Here is a 25,824-nt window from a genome sequence, read left to right on the forward strand (position 1 = left end):
TTGAAAAAGGAACTTACAACAGTAAAAAACAGAATAAAGAAGTTAAAGGATAAAAAGGCTCTGATTGATGAAGAATTGGAGCCTTTATTCATTCGTGAAGAAGAGCTTGAAAATGAAGAAATCATTGCCATTTGCAGAAAGAATAACATCACAATCAGCGATTTGATGGCAAAGGTAAACAGACAAAAAGCAGAAATGAAAAAGGAGAAAACAAATGAAAACCAGTTTGAAAAAGAATAATAAGTTTTGGACGGTAGCACTTGCGGTAATTGTAAGTATTAGTTGTATTTTAGGTCTTTGGACGGTTGTTTATGCACAGGAGCAAAAATCTGAAGCTCCAACAAAAAACGAAGCTGTTCAAACGGAAGTTGAAGTAAATGTAAGGTATATCTTTGAAGATGAAAAGGTCTTTAAGGAAGAAAAGATAAAGGCTGAGAAAGGACAACCTATTGATAGCGGAGATCTTCCAATGCTCCCAGATGATATGAAATTCATTGATGAATTTCTGTTTTATGAGGTAAAGGGAGATGGAAAAGATGAGATTATCCGTAAGATAGCAAAGATAGAGGTTAAGAATAAGGAAACGCAGACGGAAGAAGAAAAGCCAAAGCAGGATAAATGCACTCAGACGGAAGATAAGGGAACGCAGACAGAGCTTTCTAAAGACGATATTTCAAAAATAGAAAAAGAGGCAAAAGAGCTTCAGGATAAACTTGATAAGTTAAATTGCGAACTTAAGGACAAAGACAAATTAAGTGATAAGCAAAAGAATAAAATTAAAGACCTTGAAGATGAAATTGATAGCCTGAAAGAAAAAATGAAGAAAGATAAGGGAAATAAGGACTTATCAGAAGATATGAAAAAGGAAATAGATAAGCTGACGGAAAAGGTGAAAGAGCTTGAGAAAAAGGCAACTGAAACAAATAAAGCTCCTGTAACATCACAATCAGTTACACCGATTAGTCCTATTTCCGGAATTAAGACAAGTTCAGGTATTTCTCCTCAAACACCACAGACTTCTGTAAGTAGTACCGGTAAAGGCTCATCGGATTCGGTAAGCTCAGGTAATACTACAAAGGATACCGGTAAAGGCAAAACGGAAGTAAAGGAGAAAGAAAAGGAAGTTCGCTATCCCAATAAGTTAACGGCAAAAGCTCCTGCGAATAACAGTCAGGATTCATCAATGGGGTCTGCAAGTAAGAGTGTAAACACCAACAAGGGAGTAGCTTCATCTCCGTCAAAGGCGAGAGCATCCGTTACGGAGAATAAAGATAATGCAAATAAGGAGTATCCGATTCATCATGGAGATAGCAGCGATAACAAAGAAACGGATCAGTATTCGGCAGATGCAAGGCAGTTTATTACCTTTCAAACGAAAAACGGTAAGACTTTTCATTTAATCATCAATCATGATGAAGATAGTGAGAATGTAATGCTTCTTACGGAAGTATCTGAAGATGATTTGCTTAACATGGTGGAGAAAAAAGAAGCACCAAAGCAGGAAGTAGTAAAAGAAGAACCTGTTAAGGAAGAAGTAAAGCCTGAGAAGAAGAACGAAAAGAGTAATTTAGGAACCTATATTATTTTGCTTCTTGTAGTAGGTGGTGCATTAGGAGCAGGCTACTATTTTAAGGTTGTGAAAAAGAAAGAAGATAAAGAACTTGAAGCCTTAGAGGAGGAAGATGATGATTTCTTTTCTGAATCTGAAAGCGAGGAAGAAATAAATGATGCAGATGAAGTAGAAGATGAAGAATAAACGCACCTAAAAACATATTATTTTGGGTGCAAAGTTAGGGCGGGAGAGTAACATCTTTCGCCCTATTTTGATTTATAACAGGAGGAAAACATAGATGAAGTTAGTTATTGCAGAAAAGCCGAGTGTTGCAATCTCCATTGCAAAGGTTATTGGAGCAAATAAAAAGAAAGACGGATATTATGAAGGAAACGGATATAGGGTGAGCTGGTGCGTTGGACACCTAATTCAAATGGCAAATCCGGATGCTTATGATGAAAAGTACGCCAAGTGGAATATGGCTGATTTACCGATTATTCCGAGCGACTACAAGTATGAAGTAGCAAAGGCAACCAAGAAGCAGTTTAACATTCTTAAAAAGCTGATGAATGATAAGGAGGTTGATACGGTTATCAATGCGTGCGATGCAGGGCGTGAGGGAGAAAGTATTTTTAGACTTGTATATAATCAAGTGAATTGTAAAAAGAAGATGAAACGCCTTTGGATTTCTTCTATGGAAGATAGTGCGATTAAAGAGGGTTTTGATAACCTAACAGACGGAAAAGACTATGATAATCTCTTTGAATCGGCACAGGCAAGAGCTATTGCGGATTGGTTAGTCGGAATTAATATTAGTAGGCTCTACTCTTGTCTGTATCAGCAAAATTACAGTGTTGGCAGAGTGCAGACACCTACCCTTGCCATGATTGTAAAAAGAGATGATGAGATAGCAAATTATCAGAAAGAAAAATATTACACAGTAGAGCTTTCTATGAATGGATTTACACTCTCCACAGACAGAATTGATGATGAAGTTGCTGCTGAACAGCTCTTAAATTTAGTAGGCGATAAGATTGAAATAACCAATATTATTCAAAAAGAGAAAATAACAAAGCCCGATTTGCCTTTTGACTTGACAACACTTCAAAGGGAGTGCAATAAATATTTTGGATATAGTGCCAAGCAGACACTTGACTATGCTCAAAGCCTGTATGAAAAGAAACTGATTACTTATCCAAGAACGGACAGCAGGTGTTTAACAGAGGATATGATTACAAGTACCATCAATAACATTTTGGGCAAAAATGACTTTGATACAGGGCGCATCAAGACGGTATTTAACTCTAAAAAGGTTACGGATCACCACGCTATTATTCCGACAATCAGTTCATTAAAGGAAGATGTTTCTAAGCTTCCTCTAAGCGAAGCTAAAGTTTACTTTCTTATATCCGATAAATTTCACGCAAGTGTAGGTTATCCACTCATTGAAAATACAACAAAGATTGTAGCTTCATTTGACGGTTTTGAATTTACAAGTTCAGGCAAGGTAATTAAGGATGAAGGCTTTAGCAAATACCTTAAAGAATACAAATCAAAAAAGAGTGAAGATGCTGTATTGCCCGATGTAAGTGTTGGTGATGTTTTGAGCGTTGAAAATAAAGAGGTTAAAGAAAAATTTACCCAACCTCCGAAACACTTTACTGAGGTTATATTCTATGAAGTGTAGATTAGAAAAATAAAAAGGGGGAAAAGTCAATGGCTACAAACAAAAAGATAACTGCCCTCTACGAAAGACTTTCTCGTGATGATGAAATGGTAGGGGACAGTAATTCAATTATAAACCAAAAGAAAATGCTTGAAGATTATGCTAATAAAAATGGCTATACCAATATCTTGCATTTTACCGATGACGGATATTCAGGAGGCTCATTTGAAAGACCGGCTTGGAAGAAACTCATTGAGGGAGTGGAAAATAACATCATAGATACTGTGATAGTTAAGGATATGAGTCGTGTCGGTCGTGATTATCTTCAGGTAGGCTTTTATACCGAAGTGATGTTCAGAGAAAAGGGAGTACACTTTATAGCTGTCGCAAATAGTGTTGATAGCAATAAAACAGAAAGTGCCGAATTTGCTCCATTTCTAAATATTATGAATGAATGGTACATCAGAGATACCAGTAAAAAGATAAAGAGCGTATTAAAGTCAAGAGGATTGGAGGGAGGACATCATACATCAAACCATGCTATCTATGGCTATCGTAAAGATAAAGACAATCCAAGCAAATGGATTATTGATGAAGAAGCTGCTGAAGTAGTAAGACGCATATTTCAGATGAGTTTAGAGGGAAACGGTCCGTATCAAATAGCCAAGATTCTAACAGAAGAAAAAGTTGAAAGACCGTCATATTATCTTGCTCAAAGAGGAATGGGAAACCATATATCTAACTATAACTCAACAGAGCCATATCTTTGGAGAGGAACAACCATAAGCAATATTCTAAGTAGACCTGAGTATATGGGACATACTGTGAACTTTCGTACCTACAAAGAGTCCTACAAAAGTCATAAAAGCAAGAAAACACCCAAAGACGAATGGATAATCTTTGAAAACACACAAGAAGCCATTATTGATGAAGAAACCTTTAATACAGTTCAAAAACTTAGAAAGACCATTAGAAGAACAGATAGCGTAGGGATAGCAAATCCATTAACCGGACTTGTTTTTTGTGCAGATTGTGGAGCTAAAATGTATAACCATCGTGGAAAAGCAGGATTTAAGAGGGATTGGTTAGGAAGAAAAACAGATAAAAGGCGTCCTCTAAAAGATGAATATATTTGTTCAACCTATAACTTGGCAAGAGGAAATTTTGAAGAAAAATGCTCATCACACTATATCCGAAGTGAAGTTATCAATAAATTAGTTTTAGATACCATAAAGGAAGTAAGTGAATATGTAAAATTGAATGAAGAAGAATTTATTAAAAAAGTATATTCAACATCAAAGGAGCAACAGGAAAAAACATCAAAGCTATTAAAGAAAAGATTAGCAAAAGAAGAAAAAAGAATATCTGAAATAAATAGTTTAATCCGAAAGCTATATGAAGATAATGTAAGCGGAAAACTTTCTAATAAGCATTTTGATATGATGTTAAAAGATTTTGAAACAGAACAAACAGCATTAGAAAAATCAATAGAGCAAACAAAAGACACATTAAGAGATTTTGAAGAAGACAGTATCAGAGCCGACAAGTTTATCGCACTTGTAAAGAAATATACTGACTTTAGCGAACTCACAACCCAAATGATCAATGAATTTGTCGATAAGATAGTAGTTCACGAGGGGAAATGGGAGAATTGTGAGAGGATACAGGAAGTTGAAATATACCTAAATTTTATTGGTAAGTTTGAAATGCCGAAGAAAGAGCCTACAAAAGAAGAACTTGAGGAACTCGAAAAACTAAGGAAAAAGAGAGAAAAGAAGCGTGAGTACAATTATAGGTATATGAAAAAGGTAAAGGATAGAATTGAAGCAGAGGGAATATGTGAAGAGATGCAAGGCAAGAGAGTAACTCAAATAGGAGAAACTTAAAAAGATGAAAAAGAGCGGAATACAACTAAGTGAGTATAAGGGTATTAACTTAATAGTTAATATTTGATTTGAGTAAAAAAAGATTCGAATATTTTCGAAATAGAATTGACATATTTTGCTTGTGGTAGTACAATCTATTTAGAAATATATCGAAATAGTTTTTGGAGTTATTTAAAAAATTAGAAGAGGTAATTTTAGTGGGATTTCCGAATACATTTAAGGCATTAGCAGATCCCGTAAGGCGTGATATTTTACTTTCCTTAAAGCAAAAATCACTTACAGCGGGAGAGATTGCTGAGAAATATGATTTATCTAATTCAACCATTTCTTATCATTTATCCTTGCTAAAGAAAGCGGAGTTAGTAACGGAGAGGAAGTATAAGAATTTCATATATTATGACATAAATATATCTGTATTTGAAGAATTGATAATTTGGTTGTCGCAGTTTCAAGGGGTGGAAAATGAAGAATAAAAAATGGTATGTGGTAATTATACTGATTAGTTTTTCAGGAAGTATATATCTACTAACTAATGGAAACGGAGGAATTAGTTTCTATAAGTTGTTTATATTACCAATGATAATCTCAGTATTTAGTATAGTTTTAGGTATTATATCTGGCAGACTTGCAGAAAAAGATAGGTTACCGCATAAATTAGTATTGCCTATTGCGATGAGCGTTCCTGTGCTATTCGCCATATCACAATATGGGAAGTATATTCTTAATCAATCGAATGAAAACTATACTCAGAAAATAATTCATGTATTAGTAGCTTTAATTATTATCGCAGTTGGAAATTATTTGCCTAAAACAAAGCCAAGTCGGTTTGTAGGTCTAAAATTTTTCTGGCTTTTAGATAAACCTGTACTATGGTTTAAAGTGCATAGGTTGGCAGGTTATTTGTGGATTTTATCTGGCGTTTTGATGCTCTCTCTTGGAGTTTCAAATAAATGGTTTTGGATAGTGAGTTACGTAATGTTGCTATATGTTATTCCGTTGATATATTCCATTGTGTTATTAAAAAAAGAAAAGGAGAAAAAAATGAAATCATCAAAGATTAAGCACCTAATTATCAGTAGTATTTTATGCTTAGCCACAGTTGGCATTTTCTTGGTATTTGGCAAAAATTTACCAGATGTAGTACCGGTACACTGGGATTCATCTGGAAATGTTAATGGTACGATTGCTAAAAATTATTTAACTTACGGAGCCCCATTTGCATATTTACTTATTAACTTTATTGCATTTGCGAAGTTTCAAGGAAGTGAAAAAGCAACATGGAAATACTATCTTGTACCATTAAGTGTAATAGCAATTAGTTTCTTGGTAATATTTTTAGCTTTGAGATAAGAACATAGTGCAGAGTAAAATAGCTCCAGACAGATTATTCTGCTGGGGCTATTTTTAGGAGGAATTATGCTGAAAATAAGTAATTTTTCGAAAACCTATAGTAATGGTCATGTTGCAATTGCTAACTTAAATTTAACAGTAGAAGCGGGTGATATATATGCTTTTATTGGCTCTAATGGTTCAGGTAAGACATCAACTATAAAGGCTATCGTGGGAATCCATGATTTTGATGGTGAAATCATTGTTAATGGTAAAAAAGTAAACAGAAAAAATGAAATTTATAAAAAAGATATCGCTTATATACCGGATAATCCGGATGTATATGAAAACTTGACAGGATTTCAATATGCCAATTTTGTATCTGATTTATACGAGGTCGAAAAAAATATAAGAGAAGAAAAGTTAGAGTATTTCTCAAACTTGTTTGAAATGAAATCCTTTCTAAACAATAGAATTTCATCCTATTCACATGGGATGAAACAAAAAATTGTAATTATCTCAGCATTGATTCATTCCCCTAAGTTATTAGTAATGGATGAGCCTTTTGTGGGATTAGATCCTAAATCATCATATTTGCTAAAAGAAGAAATGAGAAAATTAGCGAGAAATGGTGGAGCAATTTTCTTTTCAACACATGTTTTAGAAGTTGCAGAAAAGTTGTGTAATAAGATTGCCATGATAGATAATGGACATTTGATTGTTGAAGGGGAAACAACAGAAATATTAAAAAATTCTGATGGATTAGAGCAATATTTTATGGAGATGATTAAAAAATGAAAAATACTATCATACTTGTAAAAAATCAAGTTATTAATCTCCTTAATATCGGAAACGAAGAGAGAAATAAAAAAGAAACATTGATATATACTTCATTAAGTTTATTTTCTGTATTTTTGTTGGTTTGTTTGTATAATTTTTTTTCAATAAAATCGATTATAGAAATGGGTTTATATAAGTATGCTGTATCATATGGGGTCTCCATATCATTTTTCTTTGTGGTTTTAGCAACGATTTTTAAAAGTAATTCTATTTTCTTTTATAACAAAGACTTTGAAATGCTTAGTTCTTTCCCGGTAAAAAAATCTGAAATCATTGCAAGTAAGTTTTTTATACTATATTTAATAGATTTAATTATATGCGAAAGCATATTGTTACCGGATGTGATGTTATTAGTATTTAAACAATACATCTCAATTGAACTATTTTTTATTTTTTTAGTAACAAGCATAATTATCCCTATCATCCCTATGTGTGTAGCTTCTGGTTTAGCGATTTTAATCGAGATGTTAGGTAGTTTATGTAAAAGAAAAAATATTGTGAATATCATATTATCATTCTTGCTTTTCATGGGATATTTTATAGCTATATCAATGAATCGTGGGGCGAAATATTCAGCATTAGAAAAAATTATTGAGAATAAGCTTATAAAAATATTTCCTTTAGCAAAGTTATTTTATATAGGAGAAAGTTTATACATTGGAATTGCTATTTTCGTGTTAGCTTCAGCTGTAATATTCGGTTTGTATTGTACTTTGACGATGAAAAATTATGATAAAATACACCTGTTTCTAAATAGAAGTTCTCAAGGGAAAAGAGATGCTAACTTAACTATTAAGATAAAGACACCATTTAGAGCATTGTTTGAAAAAGAATTGAGACGGTATTTAGGCTCAAGCAGTTATGTAATAAATACTTCTTTGGGAATTATGGTTTTGTGTTTTGTATCGTGTGGATGTATTCTATTTGGAATTTCTAATATAGAAAATCTGTTTGGAATAAGCTCATTGGAATTGATCCTTACTCAATACGGATCATTGGTTATTGCTTCGTTTCTAATAATGTCTTGCACTACATCATCCTCTATATCGTTGGAAGGCAACAACCTATGGATATTGCAATCATCACCAGTGTCTATTGTAAAAGTTGTAAACAGCAAAATAGCAGTAAATATTTTAATACACTTTATAGGATATTTTTTCGCAGTTACAATGATTTTCTTGAAAGTTAAATTAAATGTGATTCAAATGATTTCGGTATTGGTTGTTCCGATATGTTACTCGTTATTTATTTCTGTAGTAGGACTGTATCTTAACATAAGGTATATGAAATTAAAATGGAATGATGAGATAAGTGTAATAAAGCATAGTACAGCAGCCATACTAACCAATCTTATTGCAATATTTATGATTGCAGTTCCTGTTATAATGATGATTTTCTTGCATTTGTCATATCAAGTAACGATGCTTATAATATGCACCTTAATGCTTATTGTTTGTCAAAAATTATATAGAGTTAGTCTATCTATAAATTTTTGCAAGTGATGTGAAGAAAATACTAATGAACTAATAATAAAATTAAATATAGGGATATTTTCAAGAGGATATTTTACACCAAAGTGTAGAAGTCCTCCTTTTTTATTCTCAAAAACCAAAATCAGAGAGCAGAAAAAGGAGGATTACACAATGGACAAAAAAGATTACTACCTTTATGTCAAAGGAAAAGCGGTTAAGGTCAGTGAAGAAGTCTACAAAGCCTATTGGAAGATAACCGAGCATGAAAAATACCTTATCAAGAAAGATTGGAAAAACAATGTAATACCGTTTTCAGCACTGGATTATGACGGACACTTTGTAGACAACATCATAGATGAAAGAATAGACTTAGAAAAAATTGTAGAAGTCAAAATGCAAATTGAAGAATTAAACAAGGCATTAGCTACACTCACAAAAAAAGAAAGAGAGCTGATAGAAGCCATTTTCTACAAAGAAGAAAGTCTAAGGTCGATTGGCAAAAAAGAAAAAGTAAGCTATCAAGCAATCGGAAAAAGGAGGGATAAAATTTTAGAAAAACTAAGAAAACTTTTAGAAGATAAATTCTAAAAAATGCTGAAAGGTTAAGTATCAAAGAAAGGTGCTTAGCCTTTCTTTATTTGGAACGCAACAATATTGAAACGGAGGAATGAAAATGAAAGAGTTAGAAAAAGCGATTGATCAATTAAAAAAAGAAAACGACAGAATAGAAAAGGCACAGAACAGAGCGAAGTTACTCAATCAAAAGATAAACAAACTTAAAAGGAATGCTGAAACAAAAAGAAAGGTACAAAAAGGTGGAGTATTTGAAGCCTTTGAAAGAGAAATTACAGGTAGGCAAGAAGATACAAATAACGATTTAATCTATGACTTTTTAGACTATGTACTATCAGATAACAGGAATAGAGAAAAGTTAAAAGAACTTACAGAAATTCATTTAAGAGAAAAAGAAATCTCCTTAGAAGAAAATTCAAGTCTTGGAGAAGAAAACGGAAATGATGATTTTGAAGAACCGACTGATGAAGAATAAGAAAAACAGAAAATGTATTAGGAATTGAGATAGCGCAAAGTGAGAAACATTTTAACACTTTGCTTTTTTGTGGATTTGAAAAATCTACAAAAAGCAAAGTTCACAGGGGTCTAAGGGGGAGTAGCCCCCTTGAACAAATAAAAATGCTTTAGCGTTTTTGTTTCCTTAGCGGAGCGTATAGCTTTCCGCAGGAACGCAAAGCACCGAATGTAGTCGGTGTATCTTTGCGCCCTTTGAAAAAGGGAGCGAAGATACGACCTGAACATTAGGATAGTAAAATCCCAAAATTGAAAATAGATAAAGGAGAAAAAGACAGTGGAAACCAAAAGTTTGCATACTCATGTAGATATAGTTGCAAGGTCAAAGGGGCATAGCGTGATTGCAAAAGCTGCATATAATGCAAGAGATAAGTTACAAGATGAATACTATGGAAAAACACATGACTATTCTAAAAAAACAGACCTTGTATTCTCAAAAATATTCTTGCCGGAACATATCCCAAAAGAGTTTTCTAATAGAGAATACCTATGGAATGAAGTTGAGAAAATCGAAAAAAGTAAAAATTCACAACTTGCAAGAAATCTACTCTTTGAACTGCCAAGAGAATTAAATGAACAGGAGAGAATAAAGTTAATCAGTGAATTTATAGAAGAAAACTTTACTTCTAAAGGTATGATAGCAGACTGTAATATTCATAATCCTATGGCAAGCGATCATGAAGAACAACCACACGCCCATATCTTACTTACCCTAAGAGAAATGGATAGTGAGGGAAAATGGAAACCGAAATGCAGAAAAGAATATATCCTTGATGAAAACGGAGAAAAGATAACACTGAAAAGCGGAAACTATAAATCAAGAAAAGTAAACTTAAATGATTGGAACGAACCGGACAAAGCAAAAGAGTGGAGAGAAAACTTTTCAAAGAAAGCAAATGAATACTTGGCAAGGAACAGCATAGATAAAAGGATAGATCCACGCACCTTTGAAGAACAAGGCAGAGAAGAACTCCCTCAAATTCATTTAGGCACAAGCAGCTACCAAATGGAGAAAAAAGGCATACTGACAGAGAGAGGAAATCATAACAGAAAAATCATCGCCTTGAATTTAGAATTTAGAAAATTAAAAGAGGAGCTATCCAAACTTACATCTTGGATAGGCTCGTTACTTGGAAGTCTGCAAGTAAAATATGATGAATACAAACAGGAGAAAAAAGAAGAATATGAGAATAAAGCGGAACTCTTTAATCTCTATGAGTACATCAGTATTTATTATGACTTACAGGGAGAAAAAGCAAGAAAGTTAAACCCTTATGCAAGCAACAAAAAGATAGGTGCAGACTTAAGACGATTTTCAAAAGCAAGGATATATTTATCAGATAACGGATTAAAGACCATAGCAGACCTACAAGAAAAGATAAGTACATTACAAGCAAAAAATAAGAAGATTAGTCAAGGCATTAAGGCAAAAACCGCAAGGATAGAAAGCTTAAATAAATGTTTTACCTATGCGGACATCATCAAAGATAACAAACAAGTCTTTGAGGAATGGAACAGTAAATCCCTATTCAAAGATAGCTTTTACAATTCCCATAAAGATGAGATAGATAAATATAAAAGAGCAAGGGCAATCCTTGAAAAGATAACAGGCTCATCGGCGATTAAGTCTAAAGATTGGGAAAAGGAAATTCAAAGCCTTGAAAGTGAAATATCAAAACTCAATAGACAATCTCAAAAAGTCAAAGAAGAATACGAAAGTATCAATCATATCAAGTATGCCGTAAAAACAGTCAATGAAGATTATGGTATAGACTTATCTATTGAGATTGACAAGGCAATCAAGAGAGGAGAAAAACCAAGTGTCATTGCACAGATTAAGAAGTATCAAGAGCAACTAGAAGCTTATGAAAAACGAAAGGAAAAGACAAAGAACTATTACAGAAAAGAGGAAAGATGAAGTCCCAAAATGGGATAACATCATAAATAAGATAAGCAGACGCACTGTTTCGGTGCATAAGAGGAACGAAAGGAGAGAAAAATGGCAGATAAAAGAATGTTTTCACTAAAGATAGTAGATAGCGATTTATTTTTAGATATGCCACTAAGTAGTCAATGCCTATATTTTCATCTATCAATGAGGGCAGATGATGACGGCTTTGTAAATAATCCTAAGAAAATCATCAAGATTATCGGAGCGAATGAAGATGACCTGAAAATACTTATTGCCAAAGGCTTTGTGATTGTCTTTGAACAAGGGATTATTGTCATTACCCATTGGAAAATCAACAACTTTATCCGTAAAGACAGATATAAACCGACCCTTTATGAAAATGAGGTGCAAAGCCTATCCCAAACTAAAAACGGAATGTATATCAAAGAGGTTGGTTGTCATTTGGTTGACCAAAGGTTGACAAGTGGTCAACCCAGTATAGATAAGGGTAGATTAGATAAGGTTAGTATAGATAAGGGGAGAGAAGAAAGTACCCCGCCCCCCAATTCAAAAACCTATGGAGAATATAAAAATATCCGATTAACCGAAGAAGAATACCGAAAGCTGAAAGAAAAGCTGCAAGGTCATACCGATATGATGATTGAAAAGCTGTCAAGGTATATCAAGAGTACCGGAAAGACATATCAAGACCACTATGTAACTATCCTTAACTGGTATGAGCAAGACAAGGATAAACTATCACAGAAAAAGACCGACAAGATTCCAACTTTTGAAGATTATGACAAGGGGGAACATTTATAGCTATCATACAAGGTAAGTGTAAAGGCATTTTTAGAGCGTTAAGACTAAAAGAGGTATCAAAGTATATCCAAGACAAAAATCAAGCCTTAAAACTCAATTTATCCCTTAAACAAACAAAAACATTTAGAGCGATTAGAGAAGTAAAAGTCTAATCGCTTTTTTTATTGTAAGGAAAGGAGCAATGCAGATGACAGATGAAAAAAGCAAAGCTGAAAATACATTCCATAAAAAGATTGGAAAAACTAATTATAAAGTTACAGTATATTTCAGCGAAACAAGTAATGAAACAATCACAGATAAAATAAATAGGCTCATTCAGAAAGAATGTGAAGATATGAGTTATAAAAAAGATAAAGAAATTTCTTAAATACCCTTGACAAAATGTATCAGAAGATACACTTCTAAAGTCTATGGAGATTGCAGGAAATGAAGCCTTAGAAAAAGGTGTAGAAGTGGAAAGAAAGGGACTTGGAACACCTGCAACAAGGGCAGGAATTATTGAAAACTTAATCTATAAGGGTTTTGTCGAAAGAGATAAGAAAAATTTGATTGCTACGCATAAAGGAATCAGCCTTGTAACGATTGTAGCTGATAACTTTAAGTCGGCAGAAACGACAGCAAAATGGGAAATGGAATTATCGGATATTGCTCAGGGAAAATCTTCAAAGGAAGAATTTTTAGAAGCGATTGAAAATGATATAAAAGAGGCGGTTTTTACATATACAAAGTAAGAGGTAACTAATATCAGAGTGGAAAAAATACCCTAAAAGTGCTATAATATATTGAAATATTTTTTTGAAAAGGAGGTATTATGCAGCTTTTAGATATAAAGAGAATGGCTCATAACATTCTTGAAAATCAAAACATAGAAAGCAGTTTTATCGAATATAAAAAGTCGGCAAATTTTAAAGATAAAATTCTAAAAACTGCTTGTGCCTTTGCCAATAACTATATGAACAATGAGATTGGATTGTTGTTTGTTGGAATTGAAGAAGTTGACGATAAAGAAACGGGAGAAAAGGCAATTCCGAAAAGACCGATAGAGGGGATAAAAGAGTCTAAAGTTGAAGGGATTGAAAATGAATTAAAATCTCTTCTTTCCAATATCCATCCTAAAATAAACTACCATATTATTACGGACAAAATTGATGATGAATATTATATTGTCGTTGCGGTAGAGAGTGGTAGTAACGGTCCGTTTCAAACAAGTGAAAGAGCAGAAAAAGATAAAGATATTAAGTTAAAGGCAGGAAGATACATTAGAATCGGTAGAGATTCAAGACTACCAAATCCAACTGAAGAATTTGAGCTTTTGAAGAAATTTGCAAATTTTTCTTTTAGCTCCAATTTGAATGATACAGCTACCATAGATGATTTAAGCTATGAATATATGAAAGAATATCTGCTTCAGACAGGAGCAAAGAAAGATATTAGAGAAATGTCTAAGTTGGATATGGCAAAGAGTATGGGACTTGTCAGTGAAAGTGAGTATGGTGGTTGTAGAGCTAAAAATTTTGCTGTGTTGATGTTTGCGGAAACACCGAATAAATTTATTCCAAATGCCCATGTTGAAATCATAAGAGAAATTGATGGAACTGATAAAATGGAATCAAAAAGATTTGATGGGCCGGTTTGGATACAGGCAAAACAAGTCAGCAAGTATTTTGAAGATAATATTATGGCTTCATACACCATAAGGGAAGCTGATAAAATTGAGCATAAGATTATCTATAACTATCCTCTTACTGCATTTGAGGAACTTGCTACTAACGCTATTTTGCATAAAGAATATGATACGCCTGAATATGTAGGAATCTATATTTACAAGGATAGAATTTCTTTTGTAAACCATAACAGACCACTTCCTCCTGTAACTATCGAAGCTCTTAATAGGGATAGAAGTTTTGATAGAAGGCAGTATCTTAATAAAGAACTTAAAGATATGTTCTTTTCCCTTAATCTGATAGAGTCTTACGGATCAGGAATAAGGCGTGCAAAAGATGCACTATTAGAAAATGGTTCTCCTGAGCTTAAGTTTTATCCAGACAATGAAGAAGATAACTATACCAATGCAGTGATGGGAGTGAATGAAGAATTTTTGAAAGTGTTTAATGGTAGTACTACCAAAGAAACTACCAAAGAAACTACCAAAGAAAAAAACAGCATCCAAGAACAGATAGTGCTTCTTATGAAAGACAATCCAAGTATTACTGCGGAACAGATAGCAAATGAGATTAAAGAAATAACAGCAGATGGAGTGCGATACCATATAAGAAATCTTAAAGCTCATGGAGTTATTAAAAGAGAAGGCTCTACCAAATCAGGTAAATGGATAGTGCTGAAATAGAATAAATAATATCATAGAACCAAAAGGTGATTAGAGTAAAATCTAACCGCCTTTTTTGTTTGTAAAAAAGAAGGAGGTAAAAATGCGAATAAATGATTTTCATAACATTTTGGAGCTTGTAAAACAGGATATTCTGCAAAGTGAAGCAGAATATCTGAAGCTCTTAAAAGTTGTCGGAAACAATCAGAGATACGACTTTAGAAGTCAGTTAAGTATCTATGATAGAAATCCTGAAGCGACAGCCTGTGCCAAGTTCGACTATTGGAGGGAACGCTTTAACCGTACCGTTATGAGAGGACAAAAGGGTATCCCAATTTTAGAGGACTACGGCACATACAAGAAGGTGAACTATATCTTTGATATAGGTCAGACAGTTTCAAGAAACAGAGATGTCAATGAAGTAAATCTTTGGAAGTTTGACAAAGAAGTTCATAAGGATGTCTTAAAGGAAATGATAACAAGTGAGGGCTATGAGGAAAGTGAAAGTATCTTAGAAAATATCTTTTCTTTAAGCAGGCTTTACGGAGATGAAAAGATAGATAGCCTTATGAATGATCTTAGAATAGCGGATGAGGATAGAATATCTTTTACCAAGTTTGTGAGGGACTCAATAAGCCATGCAGTTGCTTCAAGATTTAAGGTAGACTATCCGATAGATAACGAACTTCTAAGAGAGAATTTTGAAAGACTTGATAGTATTTCCCTTATGAGTCTTGGCGAAACCATATCGGATATTAGCGGAAAGATTATTGATGCAACCATTCAGAAAAGTAAAGAGCTTGATAAAGAAGTTTTAAGAGGAAAAGAAGCAGGATATAATAGGATTAAGGAAGAATTAGAGGAGGTAGAAGAAAATGTACTTCGACGAGATGATCAGAAAAGAAATGAAAATGAGCGAGTTCTCCGAAATGGAGAGTACGGACGAGATAATAGAGAAAATCAGGGAGAATACGCTGAACAGCTTGGAGGAACAGACGGACTTCATGAAAGAATTTCCGAATCCGATATACGCAGTGATGAGGCTCACTTACCTTTCACAGAGCGAGGAGCAGAGCCACTTCGAGATGTTGGTAGACCTATACAAGGAGAAGAAGCTGACAAATCACCTGATGGATATTCAAAAACAAGCGATAGAGTTCATGAGAACAGAAAAGCCGAAACTGATGACAGCTTGGAAGATAGAGGACGAGAACAATCCACAGTATGGGGCGATGATTTCAGCACTGAAAGAGATGACCGTCAAGGAAATCGTGGAAATCTAAAAGAAAATACTGAAGCAGAGATAAGAGAAGCTGATAAGGCTTCTTTTTCTTTACCCGAAAATTCTTATGGACAGATAAGCCTTACTATTCCGCTAACTGATAAGGATATTGATGCCGTCCTTATTAACGGAGGAAACCATGATGGTGGTAGGCTTCCCGTTATATCAGAGTTTTCCAAAGGAAAGAGCAATGAAGAATTAGGAGAATACCTCAAAGATACCTTTAAGGGTGGAAACGGACTATATATTGATGAAAGAGAGGTATCTTCCTGGTATTCGGATAAAGGCATTCACTTAGCGTATGGGACTTCGGCAAGAGAAGATGATACGCAAATTTTAAGCTGGAATGATGCAGCAAGTAGAATAAACGGGCTTCTTAATAGCGGTGAGTTTGCCACAAATGTAGAACCTTCTGAATCCCTTGATTATGAAAGGGACAGAATTTCAGAATCCCTATGGTATCTATATCACGATTTAAGCGAAGAAGGAAAAGCACAGGGGTATTTTGATTTTATAGAAAGAGGTGGTGGCTTTCCGGAAAAAACGAAAAGATTGTCTGAAGCATTAAAAAATCATGAATACCTAAAGGAAACAATCAAAGAATACAGTAGGTTCTTAGCAGGCTACAAAGAAAACAGAGGTATACTAAGATTTCATTATCACAAGGTAGATAGCCTTTATCAGAAATTACAGGAACTTGAACTGCCACGAAAGGAATATAGTACCAATCTGACAGAATTTCCTAAAGTAAAGCCGTTTATTACAGAAGATGAAGTCAAAGCTACTATTTCAAGAGGAAGCGGAATAGATAAGGGAAAAGAGCGAATTACAAAATTTTTCAAAGAAAATCATACGCTTCAAGAAAAAGCTAACTTCTTAAAAGATGAATATGGCATAGGTGGAAGCTCTCATGCTGTTTCAGGTGCAATGGGAAGTGATGAATGGCACGATGCTAAGGGACTTAAATTACAGAAGAAGAATTGCAGTGATGTATTTCTTACTTGGTCAAGTGTGGCGAAACATATTGAAGAGCTGCTTTCTAAAAATCTTTATCTTGAGGAAAAGAAAATAGAAAGTAAGGTAGAGATAGAAGAAGCAAAAGAAACACAATATTATTCTAAAGATGATCCTGAAAATTTAATGACCGATGAAATGCTTGAAAGAGTTCCTGAGCTTTACGCACAGGAAGATGTACCTTTAGCAGATAAGGAGGTTCACGCAGTATATATCATTCCTTTCCGTTCAAACTGGACTTGGTATATGACGGAGTATGACAGAGAAAGTGGCAATGCTTTCGGACTTGTACTTGGGATTGAACCTGAATGGGGATATTTCAATCTTGAAGAATTGAAAGAACTAAACGCACAAAGGCTCATTTTAGAAGATTTTCCAAAGACCTTTAGAGAACTTAAAGACAGTGAACTTAAAAAGCAGATGGATGAGCAGGAGCTTCAGTTTGTCTTTAATGGAGAACTTAGCTTTGAAGATAAAGTAGAGCTTGAAGCACCTGAAGAAACAGAAGAAGCTACAAAGCGTGATACAGTTCAAGCTACCTTATTTGATTACCTCAAAGAAAAAGAAGAAGTAGAACTGAATGAAAAAGAGGACAGCCTTTTAGAAGAGTTTGCAGTTAAAGCAGGCGATACCGTCTATTTTAATCATGAAGAATATAAAGTCAGAGAAATTTCTAAAAATGAAATCACAGGAAGATATGATTTGTGGCTTGATCCTAATAGATCCGGCAATCATCAGATACCGATTGTAGCTTTTGAAGATAATGAGGACTTGCTGAATAAAATAAGTCTTGAAAGACCGAACTTTATTGTCGGTGATGAAGTTAAATACAAGGACAAAAACCATACCATAACATGCTTTGATGATATGGGAAAGAACCTAAATACGGTAACGGTGAAGGACAACACCGAGTATTTTGGCGGGATGATAACAAGCTCCGATGTCATTCCTTATCGTCTGGAAAGGGACCTTGAGAGGGTATTTGAAAATCTGACATATAAACAGCCAGAGCAGACTACTGAAGAAACTCAAATAAGGAAAGCGGAAGCTCATAACTTTAAAATTACAGAAGAAACGCTCCCTGAAAAGTTAAGTCCAAGCGAAAGATTAAATCAAAACCTTGAAGCAATTTCCATGCTTAACAGAGTGGAGAGCGGACAAAGAGAGCTTGACAGTACATCTCAGGAAGTTTTAGCAAGGTATGTAGGCTGGGGCGGACTTTCCGAAGTCTTTGATGAAAGCAAGGGAGGTCAGTGGAAAGAAGCAAGGGCTTTTCTAAAGGAGAACTTATCACATGCAGAATACGAAGCTGCAAGAGAATCTACTTTAACGAGCTTTTACACACCGAAAACCGTAATTGACGGAATATATAAGACGCTTTCGGATATGGGATTTAAACAGGGAAACATTTTAGAACCATCAATGGGCATCGGAAACTTTATAGGCAATATCCCTGATGAAATGAATAAGTCCAAGTTTTATGGCGTAGAACTTGACTCGGTAAGCGGTCGAATTGGAAAACTACTATACCCTGAAAGTGACATACAGATTAAAGGGTTTGAAGAAACGAGCTTTTCCAATAACTTCTTCGATGCTGTGATTGGAAATGTGCCGTTTGGCGAGTATAAGGTAAATGACAGAGAGTATAACAAAAATAACTTCCTTATCCATGATTATTTCTTTGCCAAGTCCATTGATAAAGTCAGAAACGGCGGTATTATCGCCTTTATCACATCAAGTGGAACAATGGATAAAAAGGACGAAAGTGTAAGACGCTATCTTGCAGCAAGAGCCGAATTTTTAGGAGCAATCAGGCTTCCAAACGATACCTTTAAGGGCATAGCCGGAACAGAAGTAACCTCAGATATTATCTTCCTAAAGAAAAGGGACAGTATCAGAGAAAGAGATGAGGACTGGATTCACCTTGCTGAAGATGAAAATGGTCTTACCTATAACAAATATTTTGTAGATCATCCTGAACAGGTACTCGGCACAATGCGTGAAGTGTCAGGAAGATTTGGCAAGACACTTACTTGTGAACCAATTGCATATTTAGGTACAGAAATAAATATGGCTTCCTTAAAGGATAGACTTGAGATTGCGGGAGAAAGAATTTCAAAAGATGCAAGGTATGAAGAAATAGAGCTTTTAGATGATGAAATTACTTCAGTTCCTGCAACCGATGATGTCAAAAACTTCTCATATACCATTATTAACGATGAAGTCTATTACAGAGAAAACTCTCTTTTCATAAAGAAGGAAGTAACGGACAAAAACAAGGAAAAGATTAAGGACTATCTTGAACTGAATACTGCCCTTAAAGATGTTATCTACAAGCAGAAAGAGGACTATTCCGATGATGAGGTAAAGAAAGCTCAAGAAAAGCTCAATGAAGTCTATGACAACTTTTCAAAGAAGCATGGCTTTATAAATAATTTAAGCAATACCAGAGCCTTAAAAGAAGATAGTAACTTCCCACTTGTTTCCTCAATAGAAATTCTTGATGAAGAAGAAAACTTTAAGGCAAAGGGAGATATTTTTTCAAAAAGAACAATAACAAAGGCAAAGACAATCAACCATGTAGATACTTCTCTTGAAGCTCTTGTACTATCTATGTCTGAAAAAGGTTATGTGGACTTTGAGTATATGGGAAGCCTGACAGGAAAAGACAGACCGACTTTGATAGAAGAATTAAGGGGAGAAATCTACCTAAACATCAGGGAAGAACAAAACTTTTATAGACCATTATCCTTTAACCTTGAAGATGGAGATTTACCTTTTGCCTGTGCAAACGGCAGTAATTCGTATAAGTTCGGCTATGTAACAAAGGATGAGTACCTAAGCGGAAATATTAGAGATAAGATTGCCATAGTAGACAGCTACCTTGCAAAGCTAAGACAGACCGAAAGAGAGTTACCTCATCTTGGCTATGCAGAAGATGGCAAAGAAAAAGAGCTGATAAGCTATGAGATGAACCGATTGGAATATCAAAAGGCAGAGCTTACAAAAGTTTTACCAAAGGAGCTTGAAGCAAGTGAAATCAATGTAAGGCTTGGTGCTACTTGGATACCAATAAAAGATATTGAAAAGTTTATCTTTGAAACACTGAAAACGCCGGGCTGGGCAAGATGGGATATTAAGGTTAAATTTTCAAATCTTACAAGCGAATGGAATATTGAGGGAAAAAGCAAAGACAGAGGAAATGACCTTGCTGAAATGACTTATGGTACATCAAGGGTAAGTGCCTATAAGCTGATTGAAGATGCCCTAAATTTAAAAGAAACAAAGGTATTTGACCAGATTGTAAATTCGGACGGCTCAAAAACTTCTGTGCTAAATAAAAAAGAAACGCTTCTTGCAGGACAGAAGCAGGAGCTTCTAAAAGAAGAATTTAAGAATTGGATATTTAGTGATCAGGAAAGAAGAAACAGGCTTGTAAAGCTATATAATGAGCGTTTTAACTCCATCCGTAACAGAGAATATGACGGAAGTAACCTTTCTTTTGAGGGAATGACTACAGAAATTGATTTAAGACCTCATCAGAGAAACGCTATTGCAAGAAGTTTGTACGGAGGAAATACGCTGCTTGCCCATGTGGTAGGTAGTGGTAAGACCTTTGAAATGGTGGCGTCTGCGATGGAAAGTAAAAGGCTTGGAATGTGCAGTAAGTCCTTGTTTGTTGTCCCCAATCATTTAACAGGTCAAATCGGTCGTGAGTTTATGCAGCTATATCCGTCAGCTAACATTATGGTTGCAGATAAGAAAGACTTTGAGCCGAAAAACAGAAAAAGATTTATCGGAAGAATTGCCACAGGAGAGTATGATGCCGTTGTAATCGGGCATACACAGTTTGAAAAGATCCCGATGAGTAAGGAATATCAGGAAAAGCATATTCAGGATCAGATTGATGAAATTATAAACTATGTGGAGGAATATAAGCATGATAGAAATCAGAATTTTACCGTAAAGCAGCTTGAAAAAACAAAGAAGAAACTTGAAACAAGGCTTGAAAAGTTAAACGATGATTTTAAGAAAGACGATGTCATTACCTTTGAAGAATTAGGTGTAGATAAGCTCTTTATTGACGAGGCACATAATTACAAAAATCTCTACCTTTATACCAAAATGAGAAATGTAGCAGGTATCGGGCAGTCTGAAGCCTTTAAGTCCTCCGATATGTTTATGAAGTGTAGGTATATGGATGAAATGACGGGTGGGAAAGGTATTGTATTTGCCACAGGAACGCCTGTCAGTAACTCGATGACAGAGCTTTATACGATGCAGCGTTATCTTCAGTATGAAAGCCTTAAAAAGAATAATTTGGAGCATTTTGATAGCTGGGCTTCTACCTTTGGTGAAACACAGTCTGCCTTTGAATTATCTCCGGAGGGAACAGGATACAGAGTTAAGACAAGATTTTCAAAGTTCTATAATCTTCCGGAGCTTATGTCTATGTTTAAGGAAGTTGCAGATATTCAAACAGCGGATATGCTTAACCTTCCAACACCTGAAGCACACTATGAAGTTATTAAAACTTTGCCAAGTGAGGAACAAAAGGAAATCCTAAAGAGCTTATCCGAAAGAGCTGATGATGTCAGAAACAGGGTAGTAGAGCCTGATGAAGATAATATGTTAAAAATCACCAATGATGGTAAGAAACTTGCTTTAGATCAGCGTTTAATCAATCCATTACTTCCTGACAATCCTGACAGCAAGGTCAATGTCTGCGTAAAAAATGTGTTTGCCATTTGGGATAAGACAAGAAAAGATAGGTCAACACAGCTTCTATTTTCCGATATGTCAACTCCAAAAGGCGATGGAGAGTTTAATATCTATGATGATATTAGAGAAAAACTTGTAGCAATGGGGATACCGAAAGAAGAAATAGCTTTTATCCATGAGGCGAATTCCGACAAACAAAAGGATGAATTATTTGCAAAAGTTCGTAAGGGAGATGTTAGGATTTTGCTTGGCTCTACTCAGAAGATGGGAGCCGGCACGAATGTGCAAAATAAACTGATTGCACTCCACGACCTTGATGTCCCTTGGCGTCCTGCCGACCTTGAGCAGCGTGCAGGTAGAATTGTAAGACAGGGAAATGAAAATAAAGAGGTAAATATCTATCGTTATGTTACGGAGAATACCTTTGATGCGTATTTGTGGCAGACCATAGAGAATAAGCAAAAGTTCATATCTCAGATTATGACAAGTAAAACACCTGTCAGGGTTGCTGAAGATGTGGACGAAAGCTCACTTAATTATGCGGAAATTAAAGCGTTGGCTACTGGCGATCCAAAGATTAAAGAGAAGATGGACTTGGATAATGAGGTTACAAAACTTAAAATGCTTGAAGCAAACTTCAAGTCCAATCGTTATAGGTTAGAGGATAAGGTCGCAAAAAACTATCCTGAAGAAATTGCAAGGACGGAAAAGCTGATTGAGGCTGTAAAGAAAGATATAGCAAATGTAGAGCCTAAAGCAGAGGGTGAGGAAAAGTTTACTTCGATTACCATAAAAGGCGAGAGAATATTTGATAAAAAGGTCGCAGGAGAAAAGTTACTTGAAGCTATCAAGACCATAAAAATCAATGAAAGTAAGATTATGGGAAAGTATAGAAATATGGATTTGGAAGTAAGCTATAACTTCTTTACCAATGCTCATGATTTCAGCTTAAACGGTGCTGCAAAGCATTCAGGAGAGCTTGGAACAAGTGCGGACGGTAATATCACAAGACTGGACAACGCCCTTGAGAAAATGCCTGAAAAACTGAAAAGACTGGATGAGAAGCTCGTCAGTACAAAAGAACAGCTTGAAAATGCCAAAGAGGAACTCAAAAAGCCTTTTGAAAAGGCAGATGAACTAAAGAATAAGGTGTTAAGGCTTGCAGAACTCAATAAGCTGCTTGATATGGGAGAAGTAGAAGAAAAGAGAAATGATAGTCCTCTTGCAGAAGATGTAAAAAGAGCGATTATTGACTTCTGTAACAGAGAGTATGATGAAAATTATAGCTATGAGGAATTTAATACCTTGTATCCTGATTTGAAGCATATAGGTATTGCATATACTGACACACCTGATGAAAGGCATGGAATACAGTTTGAGTTAGATCTTGAAGATTATACAGCTACTCAATATGTAAATGATGTTGTAGTAAGTCATTATGATTATGTCAAAGAAAATGGCAGTGTTGAAAAAGCTCTTGATGTTATGAAGTTTGAAATAGAAAACGGAGAATTCAGCACTTTCGTTGCAGTTGATGAAGATGAACTAAGAAAAGCTACTGGAATGGAGATTGATGATGAAGGTAACTTTTATGATCCACTTGCAAAAGACTTAGATAATGATGGGATTGCTGATCGTTATGATAATGACTTTAAGGACAGTGATTATTTCGAGTCAACTTACGATGTCGAGGATAATCTTCATAGTAAAGGAGAAACTATACAAAAATCAGAGGACAAGCCGTCTATTTTAGGCCAGATAAGAGCCTATCAAAATGAAAGCAAAGCAGAAGAAAAACAAACAACAAAAGAACAGGAATATGTACGATAAGGGAGCGAAAAGCTCCTTTATGCCATGAAAGGAGATAAAAACATGGATTACAAAACAATGAGAGATAGAATCGAAGATATGGTAAATGATAATCATAAGGACTTTGTTAAGGCGATTATCAGCATGGAAAAGGGTATTAACGATGAAAGTGCTTTAGATAAGCTCTATGATGCATATATGGACAATGACACCATCAATTTACTACATGAGGAATTTGACTATATGATTGAAGATTTAAGAGAACAGCGACAGATTAAAGATTTGCCGTATGTTCAACAAGAGAAAGACAATCTTGTAAATATCGTAGGTAATATTGCGGGCAATGTCGATGTTGTAGAAAGAGAAAATAAGAATGGAGAAGCCTTTAAGGTGGCAAATTTCTCTGTAGTATCCAAAGATGATGAAGGGAATAAGGTGTATCATAATTGCTCTGCTTATGGAGAGAAAAGTGATACTCCAAAAGACTTTAAGCAGGGAGATTTCGTAAAGCTCTTTGGACAGATGAGAACTTCCATTGATGATAATGGTAAGGAGCATAGCAATGTAAGGATACTTTCCTCTAAACTCTTAAAGGCAAGAGAGCAGATGAAAGGGCAGGAAGAAAAGAAAGAATCTGTACTTGGAGCTATCAAAAAATATCAGGCTGAAGATAAGGAAAAGCCAAAAGAAAAGAAAGAAGCAAACAGAGAGGCTGAGAGATAAATTTATGGTCGGTGCGGTTTTAGGACTGCACCGGCTCTTTTTTATTTTGTAAAGAAAGAGGAGATAAAGATTATCTCTCTATCTCCTTGCCCATATAAATTCCATAGTTTTTTCGTATCTGATAAAGCTCGTCCATAGTCGATTTTGAGAAAGAATACTCCTGCATAAGGATATTCTTTTTTTCTTGCAATTTATCAAGCTCAGATAAAATATCCCTTGAATTTGGCAGCTTGGAATAAGACTTTTTAAGCTCGGAAAGAGCATTTTCATAGAGGGTAATCTGAGCTTTGTATTCCTCGAAAAATGCCCTATCAGACGGATTCGCCTTATATTCCTTGTAATAGGCACGATATTTTTTGACAATATGAACTTGCTCCATCGTAGTGGATAACTGTTCCATTTCCTTATCAATCGCCTTGATTTTATCCTGTAAATTTTGTCTTTCATCAGCACTTTTCTTGATAAATTCATCAAGTTGCTGAACGGATTTTATGCCATGTTCTCTGATAAAGATAACGGATTCTGCCATTGTATTAAGGTTATGTTTCGTTGCCCAATATTCATAGCCTTTGCTCTCTTTTACCTTTGCATTGGTGTTCATATCAATGATATTTCCGATGCGTTTTTTAACAGGAGGAGTCTTAATCATTTCTTTTTCTGCTATGCGTTCTTTTAATCGTTCTTCGGTATAATCTTCGCCAATCGTCTTCGCTCTCGTAAACTTTAGTTTATCTTTTGGCTTAAAGGCTATATGTTTTCCATGCTTTATTTCATAGCAAAGCTCAGCCATTTTCTTTAGAAATTCGTCCCAATCCTTAGACTGTTTTATCATTCTGTCAATATCAAATTGAAGCCTGCTTTTCCAAGAAGTACCTTTCTTTGTCTGTTCATTTTCATACCAAGACTTACCGTTTGTCCTATACTTTTTCTTATAACTTTCGTAGTGTTCATCAATGACGGAAAGGTTGTTTTCTTTGCATAGCTTATCACTCTGATACCTTATTTTATGGTAGCTTTTCTTGTTCGACTGATAGCACTTGCCACTAACCATATTCACATTGTTGAAGATGATATGATTATGGATATGTCCTTTATCTATGTGCGTCGATAACACAAACTCATACTCATCTTTGAGTATCTTTTTACATAACTCAAGACCGATTTGATGTGCCATTTCAGGGCTTGTTTCTCCCGGTAAAAATGATTGAATAAGATGTCTTGCAAGAACAGTTCCTTTTGTTCCTGCATCATTTCGTGTTCTTAAAAATTGTGTATGAGCAGTTTCTTGATGACATTTATGTGTACTTACCAAGATTTGTTCATCTGTTTTTTCTCCATTTACGATGTAGTCAATAGCAAGATGAAGGGTTGATTTTATAGGGTGTATTTTTGTGATCGCCATAA

16 protein-coding genes and 2 pseudogenes are annotated in these 25,824 nt (G+C 34.9%); 17 read left to right on the plus strand and 1 reads right to left on the minus strand.

From position 1 onward, the window contains the following. The 17 genes and pseudogenes from HMPREF0581_RS02670 to HMPREF0581_RS02755 all read left to right on the plus strand — a co-directional run bounded on the left by HMPREF0581_RS02670 (position 1) and on the right by HMPREF0581_RS02755 (position 24,420). Entirely contained in the window at positions 1 to 240 is a 240-nt protein-coding gene (locus tag HMPREF0581_RS02670) for a hypothetical protein (protein WP_036380148.1), read from the plus strand. Continuing rightward, on the plus strand, positions 215 to 1,756 hold the full coding sequence (locus HMPREF0581_RS02675; RefSeq protein ID WP_036380150.1) for a CD1107 family mobile element protein: 1,542 nt from the start codon (positions 215 to 217) through the stop codon (positions 1,754 to 1,756). The genes HMPREF0581_RS02670 and HMPREF0581_RS02675 overlap by 26 nt, the downstream gene beginning before the upstream one ends. Before the next feature lie 94 nt (positions 1,757 to 1,850). Further along, positions 1,851 to 3,218, plus strand: a pseudogene (locus tag HMPREF0581_RS02680) (DNA topoisomerase); the annotation flags it as partial. A gap of 50 nt (positions 3,219 to 3,268) precedes the next feature. After that, on the plus strand, positions 3,269 to 5,104 hold the full coding sequence (locus HMPREF0581_RS02685; protein WP_036380152.1) for a recombinase family protein: 1,836 nt from the start codon (positions 3,269 to 3,271) through the stop codon (positions 5,102 to 5,104). 197 nt (positions 5,105 to 5,301) lie between these two features. Then, positions 5,302 to 5,577: an autorepressor SdpR family transcription factor gene (locus HMPREF0581_RS02690; RefSeq protein WP_036380154.1), complete on the plus strand. Its 276-nt coding sequence runs from the start codon at positions 5,302 to 5,304 to the stop codon at positions 5,575 to 5,577. Further along, a complete protein-coding gene (locus tag HMPREF0581_RS02695; protein WP_084645321.1) occupies positions 5,567 to 6,454 on the plus strand; it encodes an SdpI family protein in 888 nt (295 codons plus the stop codon). Before HMPREF0581_RS02690 ends, HMPREF0581_RS02695 begins: the two co-directional genes overlap by 11 nt. 66 nt (positions 6,455 to 6,520) lie before the next feature. After that, positions 6,521 to 7,231: an ABC transporter ATP-binding protein gene (locus tag HMPREF0581_RS02705; RefSeq protein ID WP_036380156.1), complete on the plus strand. Its 711-nt coding sequence runs from the start codon at positions 6,521 to 6,523 to the stop codon at positions 7,229 to 7,231. Continuing rightward, positions 7,228 to 8,775 carry an ABC transporter permease gene (locus HMPREF0581_RS02710; RefSeq protein ID WP_036380158.1) on the plus strand — a complete coding sequence of 516 codons (1,548 nt, stop codon included), beginning with the start codon at positions 7,228 to 7,230 and terminating at the stop codon, positions 8,773 to 8,775. The genes HMPREF0581_RS02705 and HMPREF0581_RS02710 overlap by 4 nt, the downstream gene beginning before the upstream one ends. A gap of 141 nt (positions 8,776 to 8,916) precedes the next feature. Beyond that, positions 8,917 to 9,333, plus strand: a complete 417-nt coding sequence (locus HMPREF0581_RS02715) for a sigma factor-like helix-turn-helix DNA-binding protein (protein WP_032462565.1) — start codon at positions 8,917 to 8,919, stop codon at positions 9,331 to 9,333. Between the two features lie 85 nt (positions 9,334 to 9,418). Next, entirely contained in the window at positions 9,419 to 9,793 is a 375-nt protein-coding gene (locus HMPREF0581_RS02720; protein ID WP_036380163.1) for a hypothetical protein, read from the plus strand. Positions 9,794 to 10,108: 315 nt separating this feature from the next. Continuing rightward, a complete protein-coding gene (mobQ, locus tag HMPREF0581_RS02725; RefSeq protein ID WP_036380165.1) occupies positions 10,109 to 11,749 on the plus strand; it encodes a MobQ family relaxase in 1,641 nt (546 codons plus the stop codon). Between the two features lie 81 nt (positions 11,750 to 11,830). Next, positions 11,831 to 12,544, plus strand: a complete 714-nt coding sequence (locus tag HMPREF0581_RS02730) for a hypothetical protein (protein WP_036380167.1) — start codon at positions 11,831 to 11,833, stop codon at positions 12,542 to 12,544. Between the two features lie 187 nt (positions 12,545 to 12,731). Further along, complete coding sequence (locus tag HMPREF0581_RS02735; RefSeq protein WP_036380222.1) at positions 12,732 to 12,911, plus strand: transposon-encoded TnpW family protein; 180 nt, start codon at positions 12,732 to 12,734, stop codon at positions 12,909 to 12,911. Between the two features lie 10 nt (positions 12,912 to 12,921). Further along, positions 12,922 to 13,275: pseudogene (locus HMPREF0581_RS02740) on the plus strand (DNA topoisomerase); the annotation flags it as partial. 80 nt (positions 13,276 to 13,355) lie between these two features. Beyond that, positions 13,356 to 14,891: an AlbA family DNA-binding domain-containing protein gene (locus HMPREF0581_RS02745; RefSeq protein WP_036380172.1), complete on the plus strand. Its 1,536-nt coding sequence runs from the start codon at positions 13,356 to 13,358 to the stop codon at positions 14,889 to 14,891. Between the two features lie 82 nt (positions 14,892 to 14,973). Continuing rightward, positions 14,974 to 23,718 (plus strand): helicase-related protein, encoded by an 8,745-nt coding sequence (locus tag HMPREF0581_RS02750; protein ID WP_036380175.1) that lies wholly within the window; start codon positions 14,974 to 14,976, stop codon positions 23,716 to 23,718. A gap of 42 nt (positions 23,719 to 23,760) precedes the next feature. Beyond that, positions 23,761 to 24,420, plus strand: coding sequence for a hypothetical protein (locus HMPREF0581_RS02755; RefSeq protein WP_036380177.1), 660 nt, complete (start codon positions 23,761 to 23,763; stop codon positions 24,418 to 24,420). Positions 24,421 to 24,490: 70 nt separating this feature from the next. Here the strand turns inward: HMPREF0581_RS02755 and HMPREF0581_RS02760 are convergent, their stop codons facing one another. Beyond that, positions 24,491 to 25,822 carry a relaxase/mobilization nuclease domain-containing protein gene (locus HMPREF0581_RS02760; RefSeq protein ID WP_036380179.1) on the minus strand — a complete coding sequence of 444 codons (1,332 nt, stop codon included), beginning with the start codon at positions 25,820 to 25,822 and terminating at the stop codon, positions 24,491 to 24,493. Between the last annotated feature and the right edge of the window lie 2 nt (positions 25,823 to 25,824).

This window comes from Mogibacterium timidum ATCC 33093 (assembly GCF_000525775.1).
Taxonomy (GTDB): domain Bacteria; phylum Bacillota; class Clostridia; order Peptostreptococcales; family Anaerovoracaceae; genus Mogibacterium; species Mogibacterium timidum.